The sequence below is a fragment of the Corynebacterium ulcerans genome (assembly GCF_900187135.1).
Taxonomy (GTDB): Bacteria; Actinomycetota; Actinomycetes; order Mycobacteriales; family Mycobacteriaceae; genus Corynebacterium; species Corynebacterium ulcerans.
In genome coordinates this window covers 741,918-763,520 of sequence record NZ_LT906443.1, presented here as the reverse complement: position 1 = coordinate 763,520, position 21,603 = coordinate 741,918, and the positions used below count along the sequence as shown (strand labels likewise).

Sequence of the window (21,603 nt, the reverse complement as noted above, 5' to 3'; positions counted from 1 at the left end):
GAAATGCCTGCTGGCTGCATTGGCGTTGTCAATAAGCTGTGAATTTTTCCTCCTAATGACAATATAGTCCATGTGGGGGATCTTTCATATTCGTGCACTAATGAAAAAAGCCAGTCTAAGGCCCTTAAAGAAGGACCTTAGACTGGCTTTAGTCGTCGGTTTGCTACGCCGACTGCTTATCAATGGCTATTTTTTCAAAAAGCCTAAGCGTTTGTTCCACAATGAGCATGGCTTCAGGTTGAAGCAAGCGATAGATGATCTGACGACCACGACGCTCGCTAGTAATTAACCCTGATTTCTTCAAAACTCGTAAGTGTTGACTAATCAAGGGCTGGCTGCACTTAAGCGCATCCACAAGTTCGAATACAAAATGATCGCGCTCCGCCAAGAGTCCAAGAATCTGGAGACGAAGAGGTGAATCAAAGGACCCAAACAACGATGCCACTCCCACGTAATCGAGGGATGGATCAAACGGCTGACCTACGCCAATGGCACGAGGGGTCTGCGCGTTGATCTGATCCGACGATGAAGCTATGAAAGTGGAAAGCCGCGGGCTACTGTCCATTTCCGCCTAACCTTCCTAATGTTCCAATTCTGATTTTTTCGTTTCATCTTGAGGGGATTGTGATGAACGAAACCTCAGAAAAAACCTATGTAGCAGTTATGCGACCTATGGTTCAACTATGCCACATTGTTTTTCCAACCTAAATTGCTTCACCCTAATTGGGTAGTGCAGTTGATTGACCAAATCGATTTTTTGCTGCATAGGGGAGCATCAAACTGGACGTGAGCAAGATGAATTAAATGGGTCAGACTGGCGGAAACTTCAAAAGAAGACGCAGATTTGCAGCCTGGCATGGTTCTGCAAAACGTATTGCAGGAGCGGGGGAGGCTACGGTGTTGCATAGAGAGTTTTTTTCAGGGTTTACTAGTTGGAGTATCGATGTTTTTGAGCGTCGATAAGCCATGCCGGCTAGCCGTACTGGGTACAAAGCCATTGTGCCTAGGATCTATTTAAAGGAGTTGTTCAACCTCGTGGCTCAGAACAATGTCATCGACACCGTCGTCAATCTGTGTAAGCGACGTGGACTCGTTTACCCCTGTGGTGAGATTTACGGTGGAACGCGATCTGCATGGGACTACGGTCCGTTGGGCACAGAGCTCAAGGAGAACATTAAGAAGCAATGGTGGCGCACCTTTGTGCAAGGGCGTGCGGATGTGGTCGGTCTAGACTCTTCCATCATTCTTCCGCGTCAGGTGTGGAATGCATCCGGACACGTTGCAACCTTTACTGACCCTCTGGTGGAGTCTCTACACACTCACAAGCGCTACCGCGCAGACCACTTGCTTGAAGCCTATGAGGCAAAGCACGGACATGCCCCAGAAAATGGTTTGGCAGATGTGCCAGATCCAGAGACCGGGCAGCCCGGCAACTGGACTGAGCCGCAAATGTTCTCTGGCCTGATGAAGACTTTCCTGGGGCCTGTGGACAACGAGCAGGGATTGCACTACCTGCGTCCTGAGACTGCGCAGGGCATCTTTGTTAACTTCAAGAATGTGATGACCACCGCGCGTATGAAACCGCCGTTTGGTATCGCACAGGTGGGCAAGTCCTTCCGCAATGAGATCACTCCGGGAAACTTCATCTTCCGTACTCGTGAGTTTGAACAGATGGAGATCGAGTATTTCGTCCCAGAGGATCAAGCAGACGAGAAATTCCGTGAGTGGGTTGAGGCCTGTTGGAATTGGTTTGTGGACCTGGGTATTAACCCGGAGAATATGCGTCAGTTTGATGTACCGGAAGAAGAGCGTGCGCACTACTCCAAGGGCACCATCGACATGGAGTATAAGTTCGGCTTCCAGGGCAACCCCTGGGGCGAGCTCATGGGTGTGGCTAACCGCACAGACTACGATCTTGGCTGCCACATCAAGGAATCTGGTGAGGATCTAAGCTACTTCGACCAAGCGACCGGCGAGCGTTATGTCCCATGGGTTATCGAGCCTTCCTTCGGTCTGACTCGTGCGTTGATGGCCTTCTTGGTGGATGCATATTGCGAGGATGAGGCTCCCAACGCTAAGGGTGGCGTCGATAAGCGCGTAGTGCTCAAGCTGGATCCGCGTCTGTCGCCGGTGAAGGTAGCGGTTCTTCCGTTGTCTAAGAAAGACACGCTGACGCCTGTGGCGGAAGACGTTGCCGCCAAGCTGCGTAAGTTCTGGAATGTTGATTATGACACCTCTGGAGCGATTGGACGCCGCTATCGTCGTCAGGACGAGATCGGTACCCCGTTCTGCGTTACCGTCGACTTTGACACTCTTGAGGACAACGCGGTGACCGTTCGTGAGCGTGACACGATGTCCCAAGAGCGCGTAGCCCTTGATCAGCTTGAGTCCTACCTCGCAGCTCGTCTGCTTGGCTGCTAGCCTCATCTCTTAGATTCCCAGTTCACTACCGCTTATAAGGATTGAGTTCAATGGATTACACAGCTTGGGGAAACCGGGCTAAAGGCACCGTAGAGCTTCTCGACGACGCCAACAACACCCTAGCCACCTTCCCCGCAGATAACTGTGAGTCTGAGCACGTGAACGTCCGCGGAGTGGACTGGGTAGTGAGTCGATCGAAACAGCAGATCACAGCTCAGTTGCCTGACGGGAGCGCTTTTGTAGCGGATGCTTCACCAAAGGGCTTTGGTCGTGCCAAAGCTATCGATATTGATGCTGCTGGCCGTAAAATGCGCGCAATCAATGAAGACAAAAACGACTGGGTCTATGTAGACGCAGATCCAGAGGAGACCAAGCTAGGACAGTTCTCCGGGGGCAACAACGGTGTTCGGAAGAGCTATACCGAGTTCGAGCCAGCTAGCGCTTTGACCAACGATCAGAAGGCCTTCCTCTCCCTCGTCACGCGGACGGTCTTGGAAGCAAAATTAAGCAGCTTTACCTTGATGCTTATTGCTTTCCTGATCCTGCTGATTCCTGTGGTCATACTCTCGCTCCTCTGATCAGCTCAAAGCGCCTCCCATGAACAAAGCGTTATGGAAGAACGATGTTCTTTTCGACGACACCGGGGAGGCGCTTGCGCATGTACGCCACGATCGCGTGGTGCTTGCACATTCCCAGATTCAGGTGAGCATAGAGCGAAGATTCCCCACGGGGATAGTGGTACGCGGGGAGTCGTCGTCTGGCCAAAGATACATGCTTACAAACGCAGGACTGAGTGTGCACAGGCTGAAAGCACACTGTGGTGAAGCGTTATATCGTCTTGATCGGTCGTCAGCGCTAAGCACTCATCGGAAGATAATCCGTGCGGGTGAGACGATCGGGACACTCGCATTTTCGCGTACTGGTACCGGCCAGATTGCCGTAGAACAACGGCTCCCTACTGAATTCCTTGCCTTTTTAAGCTACGCGTGCAGGCTTATCGACGCCCCACGCGAGGTGCGAAGCTAGGGCCCACTCGTAATAAAAATCACGAGTGGGCCCTAGACGTAGCGTGCTTAGAAGGCGCCTCCACGGAAGCCTCCGCCGCCTCCGCCGGAGAAACCGCCACCCCCGCCACCAAAGCCTCCAAAACCGCCGCCGAAGCCGCCTCGGCGTCCATTGGAAAGAATCTCATTAAGCACCATTCCTGCGACGAGCGCGCCCGTACCGCCTGAGCTGTTGTTGTTGCGCTGCTGATAGCGGTCTACGTCGCGTTGAGCTTTTTCGAGAGCAGACCTCGCAGAGGCACCAGCCTGTCGAGCATGGTTCGTGGCGATGCGAAGGTCCTGTCCCTGTGCTTGCTGCGCGAGCGCGATGAGCCGTTGGGCGTCGGCAAGCTTTGTGCGGGCTTCTGCGCCGATCACTCGACCACGGGTACTAATGAAGTCTTGTGCGGCTTGGATGCTTGCAGAAGCAGCACTGAACTGCTGGTTGAACAGCTGTAGTTGCCGTGCGTGATCTGTCGTGGTCTTACGAACGATATCAAGCTGGTCATCAAGATGGGTGTCTGCATCGGTGAGCGTGGACCACGTGCCGAGGGGATCTGTGGCGCCTTGAGATTGCGCTTGACGCACTGCTTCACGCGCATGCGCAACAGCGTTGTCTAAAGAGTCCCAGTCTACTTGGGTGCCCTGCTGCATGCCCTGTTCCCGCAGCTGAGTGGCCTCAGCGATCTCATCGTCGATTTCTGCGATCAGTGCGGGGATCCCAGTTTGGGCGGTTACGATGGTGGACTCTGCGCGTTCGATTGCGGCGATCAGTTTCTCAGCATTAGCCAGAGCATTTTCGGCGCCTCGAATCGCATCCACCATGCCGCTTTGTTCACCGGCGGGACGGTTTTGTATTTCCCCCGCAGCATCGAGGCAACGTTCTGCCTCGGTGACACTAACCTTAGCCATCTCGGTGTTGTGCTCGATCGAAGCGACCATTGTCGGGGAATACTTCGCTTTTAGCTCGCTTAGTGTCTGCTCTGCGGCGGGGATACGGGCACGTATATCAACGGTTGATTGCGTGAGTTTAAGGATCTGCTGGGGAGCATTGACCAAGAGGTTGCGCAGCTCAGCAAAATTAGCTGCTTCGGCATCGAGTGCAGCATCGGCGGTGCCACAGCTGGAAATGATCTCGATCAAAAGGGAGCGTCGCTCGAGTTCATCAATGGTGGATGCAGTGTCTAGTTGGTGTTTGAGCTGGAAAGCTCGTTGCAACGTGGTGGTGGACTCATTCATAGCGCGGTTAAAACTTCTGGTGCGCTCTGCGCCGAATTCAGCTACCGCGATGCTGAGTTCCTCTTTACCTCTTTGGATCGACTCATCGGTACTTACCAGTTCTTCGTGCGCGAGTGTCTCAAGAGCCGGCGTGGGAAGCTGAGACAGGCTAGCGGCATCCCCTGGTTCAATGGCGCGTCCTTGCTCGAGAACAGCTTGGTCGTCGGCCTTGCGCTTGCGCCGTGACCATACCCAGAGGCCTCCTCCTGCGCCGGCAAGACCCACGGCCCCGGCGCCGAGCCATGCCACGGATTGTCCACTGGTGTTTGTGGAAGCGCCACCGCTAGAACTAGCACCGGACGACGTATTGTTTGCATTGGCTATAAGCGCCAGTGCGGAACCCGCCCAATCTTGCTGCTGAAGCTTGTCGTAGGCAGCGTTATACATATTATCGAGTGGCTTCTTAGGCCACTGATCTCCAGCATTGACCCCAAACTCACGGCTGTCTAGAGCCACCGCATAGACAGCAACATTGCCTCCGCCGCTAGAATTCACTGCTTTTTTAGTCCATGCTTCAGGCGTTAAGCCATCAAAGGTATGAACAAAGACGACCCTAATCTGCCTGCGATGAGCTTTTTGAAAGTCAGAGATAGCAGCAGAGATTTCTTTCATCTGCGCCTTGGTAAGGGTTCCTGTGGTGTCTGTAACCGGCTGGGTATATTTTTGCGGCGCTTCAGCATGCACGTGAACGTGTTCCGCGGCTGCTAGTGGAGTCATCAACGCTAGCGAGCCTATCCCTAATAGTGGCGTTAAAAGTAGAGCGCTGCCGCAGGCGGCAGCAGCGGAGCGTCGGACTGATGGACCCCAAGTGGTTTTCACGCGCGTGTGCATGAGAGCCAGTTTAGTCGTCTTAGCTCACATTGTGCTCTGAACCGCGTGGCTTGCGAGCTAGAAAACCAAAGGGTGAGGGATGCGAAGAGAGATTATGGAAAGACCTCGTGCCAAGACCATATTTCTATTTTTGGCGTGGATCTGTTGGTCATCCCAAGCTTTTTGGCAGACTAGGTTCTATGAACACCAGACTTCCGGGAAAGCGCTTCCTGCGCCGCATTCATGGTGGCAGTAACGCAACACAGCATCCTCAGCGTCCTCATTCGCGGAAAAAGGCGTTGTGTTCGCTGGGGTGTCTTCTTGGTGTAGCGGCGTTGCCGTCGATTGCGATGGCGATCCGTGGCCGGATTCGTCCAAAAAATAAGCGGGGGCGCTTTGGATCAATCGTGGTTCTTGGGACAGCGCAATACGATGGTGTGCCGTCACGGCAGTTTGCGGCCCGTTTACAGTGGGCCGCAGATCAATGGGCGACAACGCGAGTACAAAAGGTGATTACGGTGGGTGGGAAGCTGCCCGGTGATCGTTTTACAGAGGCTCATGTTGGGCGTGAATATCTGTTAAAGGCGCACGTCGATTCGGATCTTTTGGTTGAAGTTCCCCACGGTAATGACACCTGGAGTTCCCTCAAAGCCGTTCAAGAGGTTGTCAAAGAGCCCGTTCTCATCGTGACGGACCCCAACCATGCGCTGCGATCTGAGCTTATTGCTCGATTGCAGGGGATGAAGGCGGTTGCATCGCCGACTCCGTACAGTCCTACCCGCTTTCCTTCTAAGCCGTGGTGGCTTACATTTCTTCATGAAAACGGAGGCTTGCTGGTGGTGGCAGTGTCTGCGTTGTTCGGTCGGTCTGTGTCAGTTGAAGTGGAGGCTAGGTTGAGAGACCTTCAAGCCAAAGCGCGGCCGTCGAGACGCGCCAGGATTCGATTCTTACAAGAAACGCGGAAGAGATAAAGATGTATGAGTATTCGCTGGAGGATGCCGCTCGTCGGTGTGTAGAGCCTGGAAAGAAAAGCCAGATGCTACACCATAATGATGAGCGAGGGCCCTTTGCTCGGGACCGCGCGCGAGTGCTGCATTCGGCTGCGCTGCGCCGCCTGGCGGATAAAACTCAGGTGGTGGGTCCGCGAGACGGGGATACTCCGCGTACTCGTCTGACGCATTCTTTGGAAGTCGCTCAGATCGCGCGGGGGATAGGAGCTGGTCTGGGGCTTAACCCCGATCTCTGCGAGATGGCAGGTCTTACTCATGACATCGGGCATCCGCCGTATGGACACAACGGGGAGACTGCGCTTAATGAAATAGCCACGGAGTGCGGTGGGTTTGAAGGAAATGCCCAAACATTGCGAATCCTGACCAAGCTTGAGCCCAAAATCTTATCTCTCCAAGGAGAATCTTTTGGCTTAAACCTTACTCGTGCGTCATTGGACGCCGCGTGCAAATACCCGCGTACAAAAACCAATCCTGATGGCAGCGTTAATCGGAAATACGGGTGTTATGACGAGGACCGTGAGATTCTCGATTGGATTAGGCACGGACATAGCGACCAGACACCTCCAGTGGAAGCACAAGCCATGGATTTTTCTGATGACATCGCTTATTCGGTACATGACGTTGAGGATGGGATCGTCTCTGGTCGCGTCAACCTCAGCGTGTTATGGGATTTTGTGGAGCTTGCCGAGCTCGCGGAAAAAGGCGCGCGCGCATTCGGCGGTGACCCCGCCGCGCTTATCGACGCCGCCGACCGTCTACGTGACCTCCCCGTTGTCGCTGCCGCTGCGGATTTCTCTGGTACTCTCAGGGGCTTTACCACGCTTAAATCCATGACCTCTGAGCTGGTGGGACGATATATCGGAGCGGTCATTGAAGCATCCCGTAGCGGCAATACTGAGAAGCATCCTTTAGGGCGTGGCACCGGGAGAATCGTTATACCTGCTGATGTCATGGCGGAGGTGACCCTGCTTAAAACAATCGCTGTCCTCTATGTGATGGATGCTCCCGCTCACTTGAGTCGGCAAGACCGGCAACGCGAGCGCATCTATCGGGTGTTTGAGTATTTAACTGCCGGCGGATGCGGAGCTTTGGACCCTATGTTCCGGACCTGGTGGGAGCAAGCGAACACCCCAGCTGAACAGCAGCGTGTGATTATTGATCAGATTGCTTCGATGACCGAATCCAGGTTGGAGCGGATGGCTAAACAATCCGCTGATCTTGCAGGATTTTTTGGTTAATTTCCCTGGGTGATAGCCACAGTAACGCGCTCAGAAACCAAAGCTGCGAGGAGCGAGGTAGCCTCCTGCGTTGGCATGTGCCATCCAGCGCAGTGGATTCGGGTGACGCGGAATTCGCGCAGCATATCCACAAAAGCGTCGATAGTGCGAGGTGGTTTACGATCAGGCGTGTAGAGCTGGGATGCAGCCTGCTCGTAGAGTGCCTTCCGGCTGTGAACGTTATGAACACGAATGGTGTTGTGATTATTCGGCATCAGGGATCTCACAGAAGCTTTCGTAGTGATCGTCGGTGTAGTACCACGTGTCTGGATCGCGTTGGGAACCACCGCCGGTGATAACGCGGCGCTCGCCACGGTGACGTAACCCAGGCGTGTCCACTGTGTATTCGCGGTAATAGTTACGAGATTGGCGAGGGAGAAGACCTTCATAGTTGCCAAATCTCACGCCGTCATTATCTGGATAAGGGAAGGGACCACCCGAAAGAATTGTGGTGATGGTTTCTTCGGCTTCTTTGGGGAGCGAGTCCACGGTACAAGAGCGCAGACCAGAGTCTGGCACAACGGTGTTTTTAGCAGAGGTGTTTTTAGCCGGAGCAGCTGTGCGTTCTTGAGCCTGAGAAGCAGCAGACGTGGACACTGGAGTGCGACTACTGTCGTTTTTCCCCACGGAGGAATCATGCGAGGACAGATTTAATCCCAGTGCCCCCGCAACAATCGCGATGAGCACCCCTGCGATCGCGGTGGGAAGAGCTTTTTTAGGGGACGGTGAAGAAGCAGGCATGGACTTATTCTGTCATGTCGTTGGATTGGATTGCGGGAGGCGTCGGCAAGCTTTTACGCGCTTTTGCATTATCAGCCGTAGAGAGCGGGGAAAAATTGTTGTGAACAGTGCAAACGTCGCTACCAGCGGCGATGCGGTAGCATGAGGCGCATGTGTGGAATCGTAGGATTTGTTGGCACTCCCAGTGCGTCTGGGCGTGAATATTATGCTCTTGAAGTGGTTCTTGAAGGGATGCGGCGGCTCGAATATCGTGGGTACGATTCTGCGGGAGTAGCGGTCCTTGCAAATGGGGAGATCAACTTCCGCAAGAAAGCGGGCAAGGTTTCGGCCCTGGAACAGGAACTGGACAAGAGCCCAATGCCTGATTCCGTGCTTGGTATTGGACACACTCGTTGGGCGACTCACGGTGGCCCAACAGACGCGAACGCCCACCCGCATGTGGTGGACAACGGTCGATTGGCCGTAGTTCACAACGGAATCATTGAGAATTTCGCTGAGCTGAAAAGCGAGCTCGTAGCACAAGGTCACAACTTTGTTTCGGATACGGACACCGAAGTAGCAGCAGTGTTGTTGGGCAGTATCCTGGCGGGCGATGCACAGGGCGACCTCACACGGGCAATGCAGTTGACCTGTACACGTCTGGAAGGCGCGTTCACGCTTTTGGCCATCCACGCTGATAGCCCTGATCGTATTGTGGCTGCGCGTCGTAACTCGCCGCTGGTCATCGGCCTGGGCGAAGGTGAGAACTTCTTGGGGTCGGATGTCTCTGGTTTCATCGACTACACCAAGAATGCCGTGGAGATGGACAACGATCAGATTGTAACCATCACGCCGAACTCTTACGCGATTACTGACTTCAGTGGCACCCCGGCAGAGGGCAAGCCATTTACCGTGGAGTGGGATGCGGCAGCGGCGGAAAAAGGCGGCTATCAGTTCTTCATGGAGAAGGAGATTCACGAGCAGCCGGCAGCTATCCGCGATACCCTCATGGGGCGTTTCGACGAAAACGGCAAGCTCACCCTCGACGAAGTGCGCATCGAGGAGTCGCTGTTGCGCAGCGTAGACAAGATTATCGTTATTGCCTGCGGCACCGCCGCATACGCGGGACACGTGGCACGCTACGCAATCGAGCATTGGTGCCGCATTCCGACCGAGGTGGAATTGGCCCATGAGTTCCGCTACCGGGACCCGATTGTCAACGAAAAGACACTGGTCGTGGCGCTATCTCAGTCTGGTGAGACAATGGATACGCTCATGGCCGTACGCCATGCTCGGGAACAAGGCGCCAAGGTCATAGCGATCTGTAACACCCACGGTTCATCCATCCCCCGGGAATCGGACGCTTCGCTGTACACTCACGCGGGCCCCGAGATAGCAGTGGCTTCCACAAAGGCCTTCCTAGCTCAGATCACCGCTACCTACCTCCTAGGGCTGTACCTAGCGCAGCTGCGGGGCAATATGTTTGCGGATGAAGTTAACGCAGTGGTAGCTGAACTGCGCGCAATTCCAGAGAAGGTCGAGGAGGTGCTGGGGAAGGAAGACGATGTGAAAGCCCTGGCACAAGACCTGAAAGATGTGAAGTCGGTGCTCTTCCTTGGGCGCCATGTGGGCTTCCCCGTAGCGTTGGAAGGCGCACTCAAGCTGAAGGAACTCGCATACCTTCACGCAGAGGGATTCGCTGCTGGTGAGCTCAAACATGGTCCTATCGCGCTTATTGAGGAAGGTCAGCCCGTTTTTGTGGTTGTTCCTTCCCCACGGGGACGCGACTCCCTGCATGCGAAGATCGTTTCCAATATCCAAGAGATTCGCGCACGCGGTGCAATCACAATTGTCATCGCCGAGGAAGGGGATACCGCCGTGGAGGCCTACGCCAACCACATCATCCGCATCCCTCAGTCACCGACCCTGATGCAGCCACTGCTAGCCACGGTGCCTCTGCAGATTTTTGCTTGCGCAGTCGCCGCGGCAAAAGGTTTTGACGTGGATCAGCCGCGCAACCTGGCCAAGTCAGTGACCGTGGAATAAACCGGAGGGATAACTCACCGGAATACTCCGGTTGTGCGTCGTTGGCCTTATCGCGCCTGTGACAAGCTCTGCCCAGCTACGAAATTCTTTTTCGAGCTGGGCATTGTGCTGCTCAGATGGTTTCCCGTTTGGATAGACCGCTAATGTAGTGGCTATGGCAAAGGGACGGATACCGGACAGTGATATTCAGGCGATCAGGGAGCGCACACCCATCGAAGAGATCGTGGGGGAGTACGTACAGCTCAAGCCAGCCGGAGCGGATTCTCTGAAAGGTCTGTCCCCCTTTAAGGAGGAAAAAACTCCGTCCTTCCACGTCCGTCCTAACCACGGGTATTTCCACTGCTTTTCCACCGGCAAAGGCGGCGATGTATTCAGCTTTCTCATGGAGATGGAACACCTCACCTTCCCCGAGGCCGTAGAAGCCTGTGCAGAGAAGATCCACTATCAGATCAATTACCAGGGCGGCACTACCGGTGCGCGCCGGGAAGAGCCGGGAACGCGTCGTCGTCTTATTGAGGCGAATAAGGCGGCTCATGCCTTTTATCGGGAGCAACTAGAGACCCCTGAGGCTGCCACTGCGCGTCAGTTCCTGCTGGACAGAGGGTTTTCCCAGCAGCATATTTATGCGTTTGAATGTGGATATGCACCCGATGGCTGGGACATTCTTACAAAACATTTGCTGCGCAAGGGCTTTGATTTTAAAGAACTTGAGGCCGCGGGGTTATCCACAATGGGCCGACGTGGGCCAATCGATAGGTTCCATCGTCGTTTGTTGTGGCCGATCAAGAGCGTCTCTGGCGACGTCATTGGGTTCGGGGCGCGCAAGCTTTTCGACGACGACAAGCTAGGCAAATACATGAACACCCCCGAAACCTTGTTGTATAAAAAATCCAAGGTTCTTTTCGGCTTGGATAACGCTAAGAAAGATATCGCGCAGAATCACCAAGCCGTGGTGGTAGAAGGCTATACCGATGTTATGGCTATGCATGCGGCCGGCATCACTACGGCTGTTGCAGCATGTGGTACCGCCTTTGGCGAGGAACACCTCCAAATCTTGCGGCGCTATATGCTCGATGACTCCTACTTTGCCGGCTCTCTCATCTACACCTTTGATGGCGATGAAGCCGGGCAGAAGGCCGCTATGAGGGCGTTTGAGGGCGATCAGAAGTTCACGGGTCAATCCTATGTGGCGGTGGCTCCTGATGGAATGGACCCGTGCGATCTGCGCCTGCGCAAAGGAGATGCTGCCGTCCGCGACTTGGTCGCCCATCGAGTGCCCATGTTCGAGTTCATTATTCGGACGCTTATAGCCGGATACTCTCTCGACTCTGTTGAAGGGCGGCTCCAAGCCTTAAGGCGCGCAGTGCCCATCGTCGCGGATATCAAAGATCAAGCGCTCAAAACCGAATATGCGCGCTTGCTCTCCGGCTGGGTAGGCTGGCCCGACCCCAACGAGGTTATCCAACAGGTACGCGTTGCAGAGCGTCGTCCAAGGAACGCCCCAAAGCCAAAGCGAGCCACCCGATTTGATGCGAACAACGACCCGGCTGCGGGCGTAGCCACCACACTTATGGTGTTGCCAGATCGTAAAGATCCGCGGTTATGGCCGCAGCGAGAAGCTTTGAAACTCGCACTTCAGTATCCACAAGTGGCTGGTCAGCACTTTGACGACCTGCCAGATGATGCGTTTAGCAACGAAGCGTATGCGGCGCTCAATTCCGCTATTGCTCAAGCGGGTGGATGCGCGCACACAGATGAGGGGCCGGCGTGGCTTGCCGCAGTATCCGATCGTGTTCATGACCTCGTGGGGAAATCGCTAGTGTCGGAGCTGGCCGTGGAACCAGTTCACATAGAAACCGAAGAAGAAGTGGAAAACGGTTTACTCAAGCACATAGACAAGACTCTTTCCCGGCTGCAAGAGCAACGTGTAGGAAACCAGATTGCCCTGCTGAAAGGGAAGCTTCAACGGATGCGTCCGAGCGATGATGAAGTGACATATAACTCAATGTTCGCTGAGCTGGTGGCTTTGGAGCAGTCTCGTCGCGAGTTGCTCAAGAGAGTTTTCCAATAAAAATAGAACCACGGCATAAGCGATTAACAACGCCTATGCCGTGGTTTTACTAGGAGGTTTTAGGAAGCGAACGTGACAGGAACCTCGGCCACGTCGCGGAATCCCTCAGTGTGATCGCCAAAGACCTTCAACACGCATTTATCTGTCTTGCAGTCTACGCCTTGGCCCGTAGATGCTGCGTGGAGAGTGACAGTAGCTGTTCCGTCTGCGTTGAGAGGGGTAGTGCCCATTCCGCCGGATTTAATCCACGCCTGTGCAGTTGTGTCAGAGTGCTGTCCAGTGCACAGTGGGGCAGGGGCGCCGTGAGGGGCAGCTGTGCTGCAGATAGCTGCGTAGTAGCCGGCTTGCGGGTTAAGTCCGCTGACATTGAGGGTAATTTCTTGTCCCTCAACAAGGTTCTGAGTAGCGGAAGCTACGATGGCGGCTTCCTGATCAGAGCCAGAAGCTTGTGCAGAAGTAGATGCTGCAGCGCTTTCCGTCGAATGATCATGAGCTTGCGACTTCGGGGCAGCTGCTGACGTTGCCGTGTCGACTTTCTTCTGCGAATCGTTCTCGTTCGGTGGGGAACAAGCAGCAAGAGCCGTGCCAAGCAGCAAGACGCCTGCTGCCGCGGTGAGGGAACGTTTGAAGTTGCGAGTCATAGGGCTTTTAACCTTTCGGTTTCGATTATGAGCGGGCTTCAAGTACCGCAGTCTATATCAAGGATAGGCTAAACTTCTATGAGTGGGGTGGGCTAGTCGCGATCTGGTTCCAGGACGGTTGATCCGTCTGCTTGCTTTAAATTTTTTACTTCTTTCATTCGTGGTTGCGGATCTAGTTTATTAGCGATGGCTTTGCGGGTTACCTCCACGGCTTTTTGAGTCACGGGCGAGGAAACTGCCGCTTGATAACCCTTTTTGATTTGCTCATAACGCCTACGACCGGCTTTTGTGCCAAAGACGTATCCGGCAGCAGCGCCAACCACAAATTGGATCATTGATTTTCTTCCTACTCACTTCGTCTTAGTGCGAACACTGATCACCTGTAATGCTTGGTGTCCACCCTACCTAAGAACTCTGAGAGTAAACGCCAACTATCCCCGTGGGGAACGGTGGGAATGGGAAGATGTCGTTTTTGAGAACGTTAGAAATAATGACCTGAGGTTTGCCAGGGATGTTGCTCCTAGCGTTCTCAAAAACGACAATAAGGTGAAGTTGGCGGCCTTGAAATATGACAAAAGGCCGGATGATGTAGCTTCTTAGCTACATCATCCGGCTTATCTTGCTCCTCCAACTGGACTCGAACCAGTAACCCTTCGATTAACAGTCGAATGCTCTGCCAATTGAGCTATGGAGGATTATCTGTTCTCAAGGTCTCCCTTGCGACATGAAAAGACTATATAGGGGTTTGTAGATTGGTACAAATCGCCAGGTAGATACCAGTTTGAGAGTGCTGTGGAAGTTCTAATAAGTAGCCGGGATGATGTCGGAGATTGATGGGAGTTGATTGGGGTAATGCTCGATTCGACTTTTCTATACTTCATCCGCTTATAATGGTCGCGACCAAAAGCTAGTAGGTCGGTTGGGGCTATAGCTCAGTCGGTTAGAGCTACGGACTCATAATCCGTTGGTCCGGGGTTCGAGCCCCCGTGGCCCCACAAAGCGGCAGGTCAGGTGCAATTTATTTAGCTCCTGACCTGCTTTTGTTCTATCTATGTCGAATATGAAGTCGCATGTGAGTAGGGCACTTCATTGTCATTTCCCAGGCGCCTCGTTTTTCCCTGCGGATGCCTACGCTCGTTATGATGTCTAAGTGAATACGGTTGACCCCCACATCTTGACGATGTACGCCACGTTTGACCTGATCGGTGTCGTGCTCAACGGGATTATTGGCGGCACGATTGCTCGTCAACGTGACTATGATGCTGTTGGCTTTGTCTTTCTAGCGTTATTTTCTGCCCTTGGTGGCGGTATGCTTCGCGACGTCCTCATGCAGCGAGGAACAGCCGCGGCCATCGCGGACTCTCGTTATCTCTTGTTGGCTATCGCGGGTGCGCTGCTGGCCTTGGTTATTAATTTCAAGGGACGGGCTTGGGAAATTTTCAAGGTCAACGGCGATGCAATTGTTCTGGGGGTATGGTCGGTTACTGGCGCGGTCAAGGCTCTTAATTTTGATATGCCGCTTACCAGTGCGGTTTTTATGGGAGTCTTGACGGCCGTGGGTGGCGGAATGATCAGGGATATTTGTACGGGGCAGGTGCCGGGTATTTTCGGAGGTGGGCCGCTGTATGCAGTGCCGGCTTTGGTGGCGTCGATAAGCATGGTGACCTTTAGTAACTTTGGTTTTTATGCATTGGGGATGGTGGTTTCTCCGATCTTGGGCGCTGGTCTGGCAATCGTGGCGTATTGGCGCGGATGGGTTTTGTTCCGAAATTCTGAGTGGGCACCGGTTAATATGACTGCTGCCCAGGTGGCTGCGCTGGTGCGGCGCAGTGAGCGTCGTGGGTTTATTCGCGGCCGGCGCTCAAAGCGAAAAATCGGGGGCGACTTCGACTTAGGATAGGACGTATGGAACTAGAGCAGCTGGTGGCCACGTGGCCGGTGGATAACGTTGCGAGTGCAGTGATTTCGGGGAGCCACCTGGTTACGGCAGGTGACTGTGATCGCGTGTTTGAACTGGCGAGTGTGACAAAACTGCTGTCTGCCTATGGTTTCCTTATCGCCGTGGAAGAAGGGGTCTTTGGGCTGGATCAAGAGCTGGGGCCCGAGGGGGCGACGGTACGCCATATGCTGGCGCATGCGTCTGGCGTTGGTTTTAAGTCCAGTGATCCGGTAAGGCCGGTGGGAATCCGCCGTATCTATTCGTCTTATGGATTTGAGCTCTTGGCTCAGGCTGTGGAAGAGGAGTCCGGGATGTCGTTCGCGGATTACCTCGACGAAGCCGTTTTTCAGCCCCTAGGGATGCGCTCAACACAGCTGTGGGGATCTGCCGGACACGGGGGGAGGTCGTCGGTATCCGACCTCGTCTCTTTTGCTCGCGAGCTTCTTAACCCCCGATTGCTGGCCCCTGAGACCCTTTCCGAGGCCTTTAGTGTTCAATTCCCGGACCTTAACGGCGTTGTTCCAGGATATGGAATGTACAAACCATGTCCGTGGGGGCTGGGGTTTGAGATTAAGGGCAAGAAAGATCCGCATTGGACGGGAGCTCAAATGCCGGCGAATACGGTAGGGCACTTTGGTCAGTCGGGGACATACCTGTGGCTGGTCCCCGGATCTGGTGTGGCGATGATCGCATTAACGGATCGTCCCTTTGGTCCGTGGGCTAAAGAGCCCTGGGCACAGGCTAACGATGCGGTGTGGCGCATGGTTCAACCTTAACTTTATGTTGAATAAATGGGGCTGTGTGTCGGGGGATAAACCAGTTATTGAGAGTTGAGCATGGGGCGTGTGATGCGTGAAAATCGCCGTATTGAGCAGCATCACGCGGGGTCGTTGGGGAAGACGAAACCCGTCTTACGTTGATACGTATCGACGTTGAGTTGTGAAACGGTGCTCATGCAAGAACAGGTTTTTGCGGTTCTCCGCGTGGAAGGAATGCCAAAAAAATGGCGGCTGACCGTGGAATCTGCGATGGTAGAAAATATTGCGACGGAACCGATTGATGCGTTACCCGGCGTGGACGAGCTCAACGCAGCTTGGTGCACGACCTGGCGGCGCAATGCGTTGTATCCGCGTGCAGTCGACTGCAGGGAGGTGCTCAACGGCACGGCTGAAGAATTTGAGAAACTTCGGGATGCCCTTGTGCAGCTATCCACAGACGAGGGCTTCTATGCCGATGTCGAGATTTTTTACACCAACGGGGCAAAAAGCTTTGCGACGCACCCCCGAACGTCCGTGCGCGCCGGGGAATACGTCTAAATCAGTCCTCTGCGCTAGAGACGTAATATCCGTCGCCGAAGGGGTCAAGGAACGACTCGGTTAGGTCTGCAATCGAGTCTATGACCTTAGTGGGGCGGAACGGATACTTAGAGATCTCTGCATCGTCAGAGATACCTGTGCGGACGAGGACTGTGCGCATGCCCGCCTCAAGTCCACAGCGCACGTCTGTGTCCATCCTGTCGCCGATCATCACTGTGTTCTCGGAATGAGCACCGATGTTATTCAACGCAGAACGCATCATGACGGGATTCGGTTTCCCCACGAAGTAAGGCTCCTTGCCTGTCGCAGCTGTGATCAGCTGCGCTACCGCTCCGGTAGCTGGCAAAATTCCTTGAGGTGCGGGGCCTGTGACATCTGGATTAGTGCAGATAAACCGTGCACCCTCCAAAATCAGATTGATTGCGGTGGTAATAGCCTCAAAGGAATAGGTTCGGGTTTCTCCCAAAACAACAAAATCTGGATGCGAAGTGGTAAGTATCCAGCCATTATCGTGCAACTCAGTAGTTAAACCAGATTCGCCCACAACATAGGCAGTTCTTTCCTTGTCGTGCCCGCCAGCCTGGCTGCTCAGGAACGTGGCAGTTGCCTTAGCAGAAGTCCAGATGCGCTCGGGCGGGATGCTCAGACCAATGTGACGCAGCCGTGCGGAAAGATCACGGGGCGTGTGTATCGAGTTATTGGTGAGGACCATGAAGTTAATATCATTGTCCATGAGGTTGTTGAGGAAACGATCTGCCCCAGGGATGATCTCACCTTCCCTGATAAGGACTCCGTCCATGTCTGTGAGATAGGAAATGGTCATTTCTGTTGCTCTCCTTTGCGTTCCGCATAATCGATGAGATCCTGTACCGTTTCAAGCGCAAAAATCGCAGTATCCGTCGTGCGGAACCCACAGTGTTCCTCTACCCGAATAGTAAGTTCGATGCGGTCGAGAGAGGTTATTCCGAGGGAATCGAGGCGAGAAGACGGATCTGCCTTTTCTTTTTCTACCCCTAAAAGTGCGAGTACTGCGATGACTTTTTCCCTGGTCGAAGCATCTACACCTGGTTGAGAAGAATCGGAAGTGCTGTCTTGCAGCTTGAGAAGCTGGTCTTGAAGCGAGGACACAGGTAGAGCTCCTTGAGATGAGGGAGGGGCTAAGAACAATTCCGACTTTACGCAGGCGTAGGCTCAAACGCATGCGACTGCCTCGATTGACGCGCAAGGGCCGGCGTCGACAAGCTCTTGCCCACGCAAAGAAACACAACACAGTACATGAAAGGTTTTATAGCGAGTCCCGCACAACCGGCAGAATCCGTTATTACCTAGACGGGCCTGAAGATGCTGACGTTACCGTCGTCTTTATCCATGGCTTTACATTGGCGGCCTCAGCGTGGCATCTACAGGTAGCTCACGTTGCGCATGAAGCCCGCTGCGTTCTCATGGACTTACGTGGACACGGGAGCACGGGGGAATACTCCGTAGAAGATTGCACTCTCGACGGCGCTGCTGATGATGTAGCGCGGGTTTTAGAAGCGGTGAAGCCCAATGGTCCCCTTGTTATAGTGGGGCACTCACTCGGTGGAATGGTGGCGATTAATTTCTTGCGTCGCTATCCCGAATTTCGGACGCATACTGCAGGGTTAGTTTTGGTAGCCACAGCCGTAGACTCCTTTGCCAGCCAAGGAGTGCCTCAGGTCTTAGCCCTACCTGTGGCAGAGAAAATCCGTAATGCAGTGGAAGCGTCTCCGGCAGAGACCGCCACGCTCAGAGAATCTATAGCCGCTTTGGTGGCTCCCACGCTGGCAGTAACGGTATTCCAGACTCCTATGCCTCCTAGCGTCATCGATTTTCATGCTCAGCTGATTAACGAGACCCCTCTTTCCACATTCGTGGGGTTCCTCGATGATTTGCAAGAGCATGAAGAAGTGGAAGGGGCGAGACTCCTTAGCGGGATAGAAGGCGTAGTTATCGTAGGAGAAAAAGATTCGGTCACCCCGCTCAGCCAGGCGCAAAGGATTGTCAGTCTGTGGCCAGATGCTGGCCTGCAAGTCGCGCCTGATACCGGGCACATGATCATTTTGGAGCAGCCTGCGATAGTGAATAAGGCGATTGATCAGATGATCGAGCACGCTCACTCCGTGGGGAAACTGCCCACAGCTTGACCCCAACGCTTTTAGTCTTAGAAAACACCGAAGGCCGGTGCCATGCACATACTGTGCGGGCACCGGCCTAACGCGATAAGGACGTGTGATTATGCCTTAGTCGGGTCAGTGAGATGGAAGCGCTGCGCAGCCTCGGCTGCAACAGAACGATCAATCTTGCCCTCATGTGCAAGTGCGTTGAGGGTAGCCACAACAACAGACTCTGCGTCGATGTTGAAGAAACGACGGGCAGCCGGACGGGTATCAGAGAAGCCGAAACCGTCTGCACCCAACGTGGTGTAGTGGCCTGGGACAAAGCGGCGGATTTGCTCCTGGAGATCCGTAGCAAAGTCGGAGACTGCTATGTAAGGGCCGTTGCCCTTCTTTAGCTGGGTTGTAGCGAAGGCCTCGCCTGGATCAGTTTCCGGGTGGCGCAGCGCTTGACGGTTCTTTTCCTGGCCTTCTCGTGCCAGCTCAACCCAGGAAGTGACGGAGAAGATATTCGCACCGATGTTGAACTCATCGCGCAGAATATCCCGAGCACGGAGCGCCTGCTGCATTCCGATACCGGAAGCGAGCAAGGAAACCTCATGCTCGCCACCCTGAGCCTTCTCATATAGGTAAATACCCTTGTGGAGGCCCTCTACATCGAGATCCTCAGGCTCTGCAGGCTGAGAGATAGGCTCGTTGTAGATGGTCAGGTAGTACATGACGTTTTCGCCACGGCCTGGGCCGTACATGCGGTCGATGCCCTCACGCAGCAGGTGCGCGATCTCATAGGAGAATGCGGGGTCATAGGAGACCACGCTGGGGTTGGTCGACGCGATGATCTGGGAATGTCCATCCATGTGCTGGAGACCTTCACCGGTGAGTGTGGTGCGGCCAGCAGTAGCACCGAGGATAAATCCACGGGCCATCTGGTCGCCTGCAGCCCAGAAGGAGTCGCCAGTGCGCTGGAAGCCGAACATCGAGTAGAAGATGTACAGCGGGATCATGACCTGGCCATGGGTGGCGTAAGAAGTCGCCGTTGCGATAAACGCTGCGGTGGAACCGGCCTCGTTGATGCCCTCGTGCAGGATCTGTCCGTCTGCTGCCTCGCGGTAGGAGAGCATCAGATCGTGGTCAACCGGCACGTAGTTCTGACCGTGAGGGTTGTAGATCTTCATGGTGGGGAACCAGGAGTCCATACCAAAGGTGCGGGCCTCATCAGGGATGATCGGGACGATGCGCTTTCCTAGCTCAGGATCACGCATGAGCTCCTTGAACGCACGAACAACAGCCATGGTGGTGGCCACCTGCTGTTTACCGGAGCCCTTACGCAGGCTGCGAAGCTTGTCTAGCGGTGGGACCTCCACCGGGGTGTAGGACTCACGACGCTCAGGGACAAAGCCTCCAAGCCGCTTACGCTGCTCAAGCATGTACTTGATCTCCGGAGCATCCTCACCTGGGTGGTAGTACGGCGGGAGGTATGGATCCTTTTCCAGCTGCTCGTCGGTGATCGGAACGCCCTGCTTATCGCGGAACTTCTTCAGATCGTCGAGGGTGAGCTTCTTCATCTGGTGGGTCGCGTTGCGCCCCTCGAAGTTGTGCCCAAGACCGTAGCCCTTAATCGTGTGGGCCAGAATGACCGTTGGGCGGTCCTTGGTCTCCAACGCACGCTTATAAGCAGCGTAAATCTTGCGGTAATCGTGGCCGCCGCGGCGGAGGTTCCAGATTTCCTCGTCTGTCCAGTCTTCGACGAGCTTGGCTGTGCGAGGATCGCGGTTGAAGAAGTGCTCGCGGACGTATGCGCCGTCGTTAGCCTTGAAGGTCTGGAAATCGCCGTCAGAGGTGGTGTTCATCAGATCAACGAGAGCACCCTCTTTGTCTGCCTCGAAGAGCTGATCCCACTCGCGGCCCCACACAACCTTGATCACTGACCAACCAGCGCCGCGGAAGAAGGACTCGAGCTCCTGGATGATCTTGGTGTTGCCGCGGACGGGACCGTCGAGACGCTGCAGGTTGCAGTTGATAACAAACGTGAGGTTATCCAGGTTGTTCAGCGCAGCCATTTGGATGAGGCCACGAGACTCTGGCTCGTCCATCTCGCCGTCGCCGAGGAAGGCCCAGACGTGTTGCTCAGACGTGTCTTTGATGCCGCGGTTATGCAAGTAGCGGTTGAAGCGCGCTTGGTAAATAGCATCCATGGGGCCGAGGCCCATCGACACGGTGGGGAACTCCCAGAAATCTTCCATCCCGTGTGGGTGGGGGTAGGAAGGTAGTCCCCCCTGTGGGCGGGAAACTTCCTGACGGAAGCCATCAAGGTCGTCTTCGGTGAGGCGACCTTCCATGAATGCGCGGGCGTAGACGCCCGGTGAAGCATGTCCCTGGAAGAAGATGTGGTCGCCTCCGCCGGGGTGATCTTTACCACGGAAGAAGTGGTTCATACCCACTTCGTAGAGTGGTGCAGCGCCAGCGTAGGTGGAGATATGTCCGCCTACTCCGATCCCTGGGCGCTGTGCGCGGTGCACCATGATCGCAGCGTTCCATCGAATCCAACGACGATAGCGCTTCTCGATTTCCTCATCACCCGGGAACTCTGGCTCCATAGTGGTAGGAATCGTGTTGACGTAATCTGTCGAGGTCATTGGGGGTAACGGCACGCGACGAGCAGATGCTCGCTCAAGTAAACGGAGCATCAGGAAGCGGGCTCGCTCGAGACTGGATCCTTCCAGCATCCCGTCGAGGGATTCGAGCCACTCGCGGGTTTCCTCGGGATCCGAGTCGTTCAGATAAGAAGCCACACCATCGCGAATCAACGCGAAGTTAGTGTCCTCAGGACGCTTCCCAATGGTTGGGTCAGGCATTCGCCACCTCCAAGTAGAGAGAAATCCGCCGATGCGCGGGT

20 protein-coding genes and 2 tRNA genes are annotated in these 21,603 nt (G+C 54.6%); 12 read left to right on the top strand and 10 right to left on the bottom strand.

What is annotated here, in order from left to right; all coding sequences use genetic code 11:
- Window positions 1–163 precede the first annotated feature (163 nt).
- On the bottom strand, window positions 164–565 hold the full coding sequence (locus CKV68_RS03420; protein WP_013911972.1) for an ArsR/SmtB family transcription factor: 402 nt from the start codon (window positions 563–565) through the stop codon (window positions 164–166).
- 470 nt (window positions 566–1,035) lie between these two features.
- On the opposite strand from CKV68_RS03420, the gene CKV68_RS03410 reads away from it, so the two are divergent.
- The 3 genes from CKV68_RS03410 to CKV68_RS03400 are packed head-to-tail and all read left to right on the top strand — an operon-like array spanning window position 1,036 to window position 3,447.
- Window positions 1,036–2,421 (top strand): glycine--tRNA ligase, encoded by a 1,386-nt coding sequence (locus tag CKV68_RS03410; protein WP_014836655.1) that lies wholly within the window; start codon window positions 1,036–1,038, stop codon window positions 2,419–2,421.
- A 50-nt stretch (window positions 2,422–2,471) separates the two neighbouring features.
- Window positions 2,472–2,999 carry a hypothetical protein gene (locus CKV68_RS03405; protein ID WP_013911970.1) on the top strand — a complete coding sequence of 176 codons (528 nt, stop codon included), beginning with the start codon at window positions 2,472–2,474 and terminating at the stop codon, window positions 2,997–2,999.
- 19 nt (window positions 3,000–3,018) lie between these two features.
- Complete coding sequence (locus CKV68_RS03400) at window positions 3,019–3,447, top strand: hypothetical protein (RefSeq protein WP_038622174.1); 429 nt, start codon at window positions 3,019–3,021, stop codon at window positions 3,445–3,447.
- A 47-nt stretch (window positions 3,448–3,494) separates the two neighbouring features.
- On the opposite strand, the gene CKV68_RS03395 is transcribed toward CKV68_RS03400, so the two are convergent.
- Window positions 3,495–5,573: a TPM domain-containing protein gene (locus tag CKV68_RS03395; protein WP_095075596.1), complete on the bottom strand. Its 2,079-nt coding sequence runs from the start codon at window positions 5,571–5,573 to the stop codon at window positions 3,495–3,497.
- A gap of 179 nt (window positions 5,574–5,752) precedes the next feature.
- On the opposite strand from CKV68_RS03395, the gene CKV68_RS03390 reads away from it, so the two are divergent.
- Together CKV68_RS03390 and CKV68_RS03385 are read left to right on the top strand one after the other, a co-directional pair.
- Complete coding sequence (locus CKV68_RS03390; RefSeq protein WP_029975687.1) at window positions 5,753–6,523, top strand: YdcF family protein; 771 nt, start codon at window positions 5,753–5,755, stop codon at window positions 6,521–6,523.
- Window positions 6,524–6,525: 2 nt separating this feature from the next.
- Window positions 6,526–7,800: a deoxyguanosinetriphosphate triphosphohydrolase gene (locus CKV68_RS03385; protein ID WP_038622165.1), complete on the top strand. Its 1,275-nt coding sequence runs from the start codon at window positions 6,526–6,528 to the stop codon at window positions 7,798–7,800.
- Here the strand turns inward: CKV68_RS03385 and CKV68_RS03380 are convergent.
- Both CKV68_RS03380 and CKV68_RS03375 read right to left on the bottom strand, forming a co-directional pair.
- Window positions 7,797–8,054: a hypothetical protein gene (locus tag CKV68_RS03380; protein WP_014836652.1), complete on the bottom strand. Its 258-nt coding sequence runs from the start codon at window positions 8,052–8,054 to the stop codon at window positions 7,797–7,799. The genes CKV68_RS03385 and CKV68_RS03380 overlap by 4 nt on opposite strands.
- Window positions 8,044–8,580: a guanyl-specific ribonuclease gene (locus CKV68_RS03375; RefSeq protein WP_013911964.1), complete on the bottom strand. Its 537-nt coding sequence runs from the start codon at window positions 8,578–8,580 to the stop codon at window positions 8,044–8,046. Before CKV68_RS03375 ends, CKV68_RS03380 begins: the two co-directional genes overlap by 11 nt.
- 150 nt (window positions 8,581–8,730) lie before the next feature.
- Here CKV68_RS03375 and glmS point away from each other — a divergent pair, with 150 nt between their 5' ends.
- Both glmS and dnaG read left to right on the top strand, forming a co-directional pair.
- Complete coding sequence (glmS, locus tag CKV68_RS03370; protein ID WP_029975544.1) at window positions 8,731–10,605, top strand: glutamine--fructose-6-phosphate transaminase (isomerizing); 1,875 nt, start codon at window positions 8,731–8,733, stop codon at window positions 10,603–10,605.
- A 154-nt stretch (window positions 10,606–10,759) separates the two neighbouring features.
- Window positions 10,760–12,676, top strand: a complete 1,917-nt coding sequence (dnaG, locus tag CKV68_RS03365) for a DNA primase (RefSeq protein WP_167376958.1) — start codon at window positions 10,760–10,762, stop codon at window positions 12,674–12,676.
- A 59-nt stretch (window positions 12,677–12,735) separates the two neighbouring features.
- On the opposite strand, the gene CKV68_RS03360 is transcribed toward dnaG, so the two are convergent.
- The 3 genes from CKV68_RS03360 to CKV68_RS03350 form a co-directional block, all read right to left on the bottom strand.
- Window positions 12,736–13,317, bottom strand: a complete 582-nt coding sequence (locus CKV68_RS03360) for a hypothetical protein (protein WP_014526067.1) — start codon at window positions 13,315–13,317, stop codon at window positions 12,736–12,738.
- A gap of 92 nt (window positions 13,318–13,409) precedes the next feature.
- Window positions 13,410–13,652 (bottom strand): hypothetical protein, encoded by a 243-nt coding sequence (locus CKV68_RS03355; RefSeq protein ID WP_013911960.1) that lies wholly within the window; start codon window positions 13,650–13,652, stop codon window positions 13,410–13,412.
- A 287-nt stretch (window positions 13,653–13,939) separates the two neighbouring features.
- Window positions 13,940–14,012, bottom strand: a tRNA-Asn gene (locus CKV68_RS03350).
- A 226-nt stretch (window positions 14,013–14,238) separates the two neighbouring features.
- Between CKV68_RS03350 and CKV68_RS03345 the strand changes: the two genes are divergently transcribed.
- From CKV68_RS03345 to CKV68_RS03330, 4 genes are all read left to right on the top strand, one after another.
- Window positions 14,239–14,312 (top strand) — tRNA-Ile (locus CKV68_RS03345).
- Between the two features lie 185 nt (window positions 14,313–14,497).
- Window positions 14,498–15,217 (top strand): trimeric intracellular cation channel family protein, encoded by a 720-nt coding sequence (locus CKV68_RS03340; RefSeq protein WP_095075594.1) that lies wholly within the window; start codon window positions 14,498–14,500, stop codon window positions 15,215–15,217.
- 5 nt (window positions 15,218–15,222) lie between these two features.
- Window positions 15,223–16,032: a serine hydrolase domain-containing protein gene (locus CKV68_RS03335; RefSeq protein WP_095075593.1), complete on the top strand. Its 810-nt coding sequence runs from the start codon at window positions 15,223–15,225 to the stop codon at window positions 16,030–16,032.
- A gap of 177 nt (window positions 16,033–16,209) precedes the next feature.
- Window positions 16,210–16,572 (top strand): hypothetical protein, encoded by a 363-nt coding sequence (locus tag CKV68_RS03330; RefSeq protein WP_095075592.1) that lies wholly within the window; start codon window positions 16,210–16,212, stop codon window positions 16,570–16,572.
- 1 nt (window position 16,573) lies between these two features.
- Here the strand turns inward: CKV68_RS03330 and CKV68_RS03325 are convergent, their stop codons facing one another.
- Both CKV68_RS03325 and CKV68_RS03320 read right to left on the bottom strand, forming a co-directional pair.
- A complete protein-coding gene (locus CKV68_RS03325) occupies window positions 16,574–17,395 on the bottom strand; it encodes an HAD-IIA family hydrolase (RefSeq protein WP_095075591.1) in 822 nt (273 codons plus the stop codon).
- Window positions 17,392–17,700, bottom strand: coding sequence for an acyl carrier protein (locus CKV68_RS03320; protein WP_014526064.1), 309 nt, complete (start codon window positions 17,698–17,700; stop codon window positions 17,392–17,394). The genes CKV68_RS03325 and CKV68_RS03320 overlap by 4 nt, the downstream gene beginning before the upstream one ends.
- A 71-nt stretch (window positions 17,701–17,771) precedes the next feature.
- On the opposite strand from CKV68_RS03320, the gene CKV68_RS03315 reads away from it, so the two are divergent.
- Window positions 17,772–18,737, top strand: a complete 966-nt coding sequence (locus tag CKV68_RS03315; RefSeq protein WP_014836646.1) for an alpha/beta fold hydrolase — start codon at window positions 17,772–17,774, stop codon at window positions 18,735–18,737.
- Window positions 18,738–18,826: 89 nt separating this feature from the next.
- Here CKV68_RS03315 and aceE read toward each other — a convergent pair whose 3' ends face one another.
- Window positions 18,827–21,562 carry a pyruvate dehydrogenase (acetyl-transferring), homodimeric type gene (aceE, locus tag CKV68_RS03310; RefSeq protein WP_013911953.1) on the bottom strand — a complete coding sequence of 912 codons (2,736 nt, stop codon included), beginning with the start codon at window positions 21,560–21,562 and terminating at the stop codon, window positions 18,827–18,829.
- Window positions 21,563–21,603 lie beyond the last annotated feature (41 nt).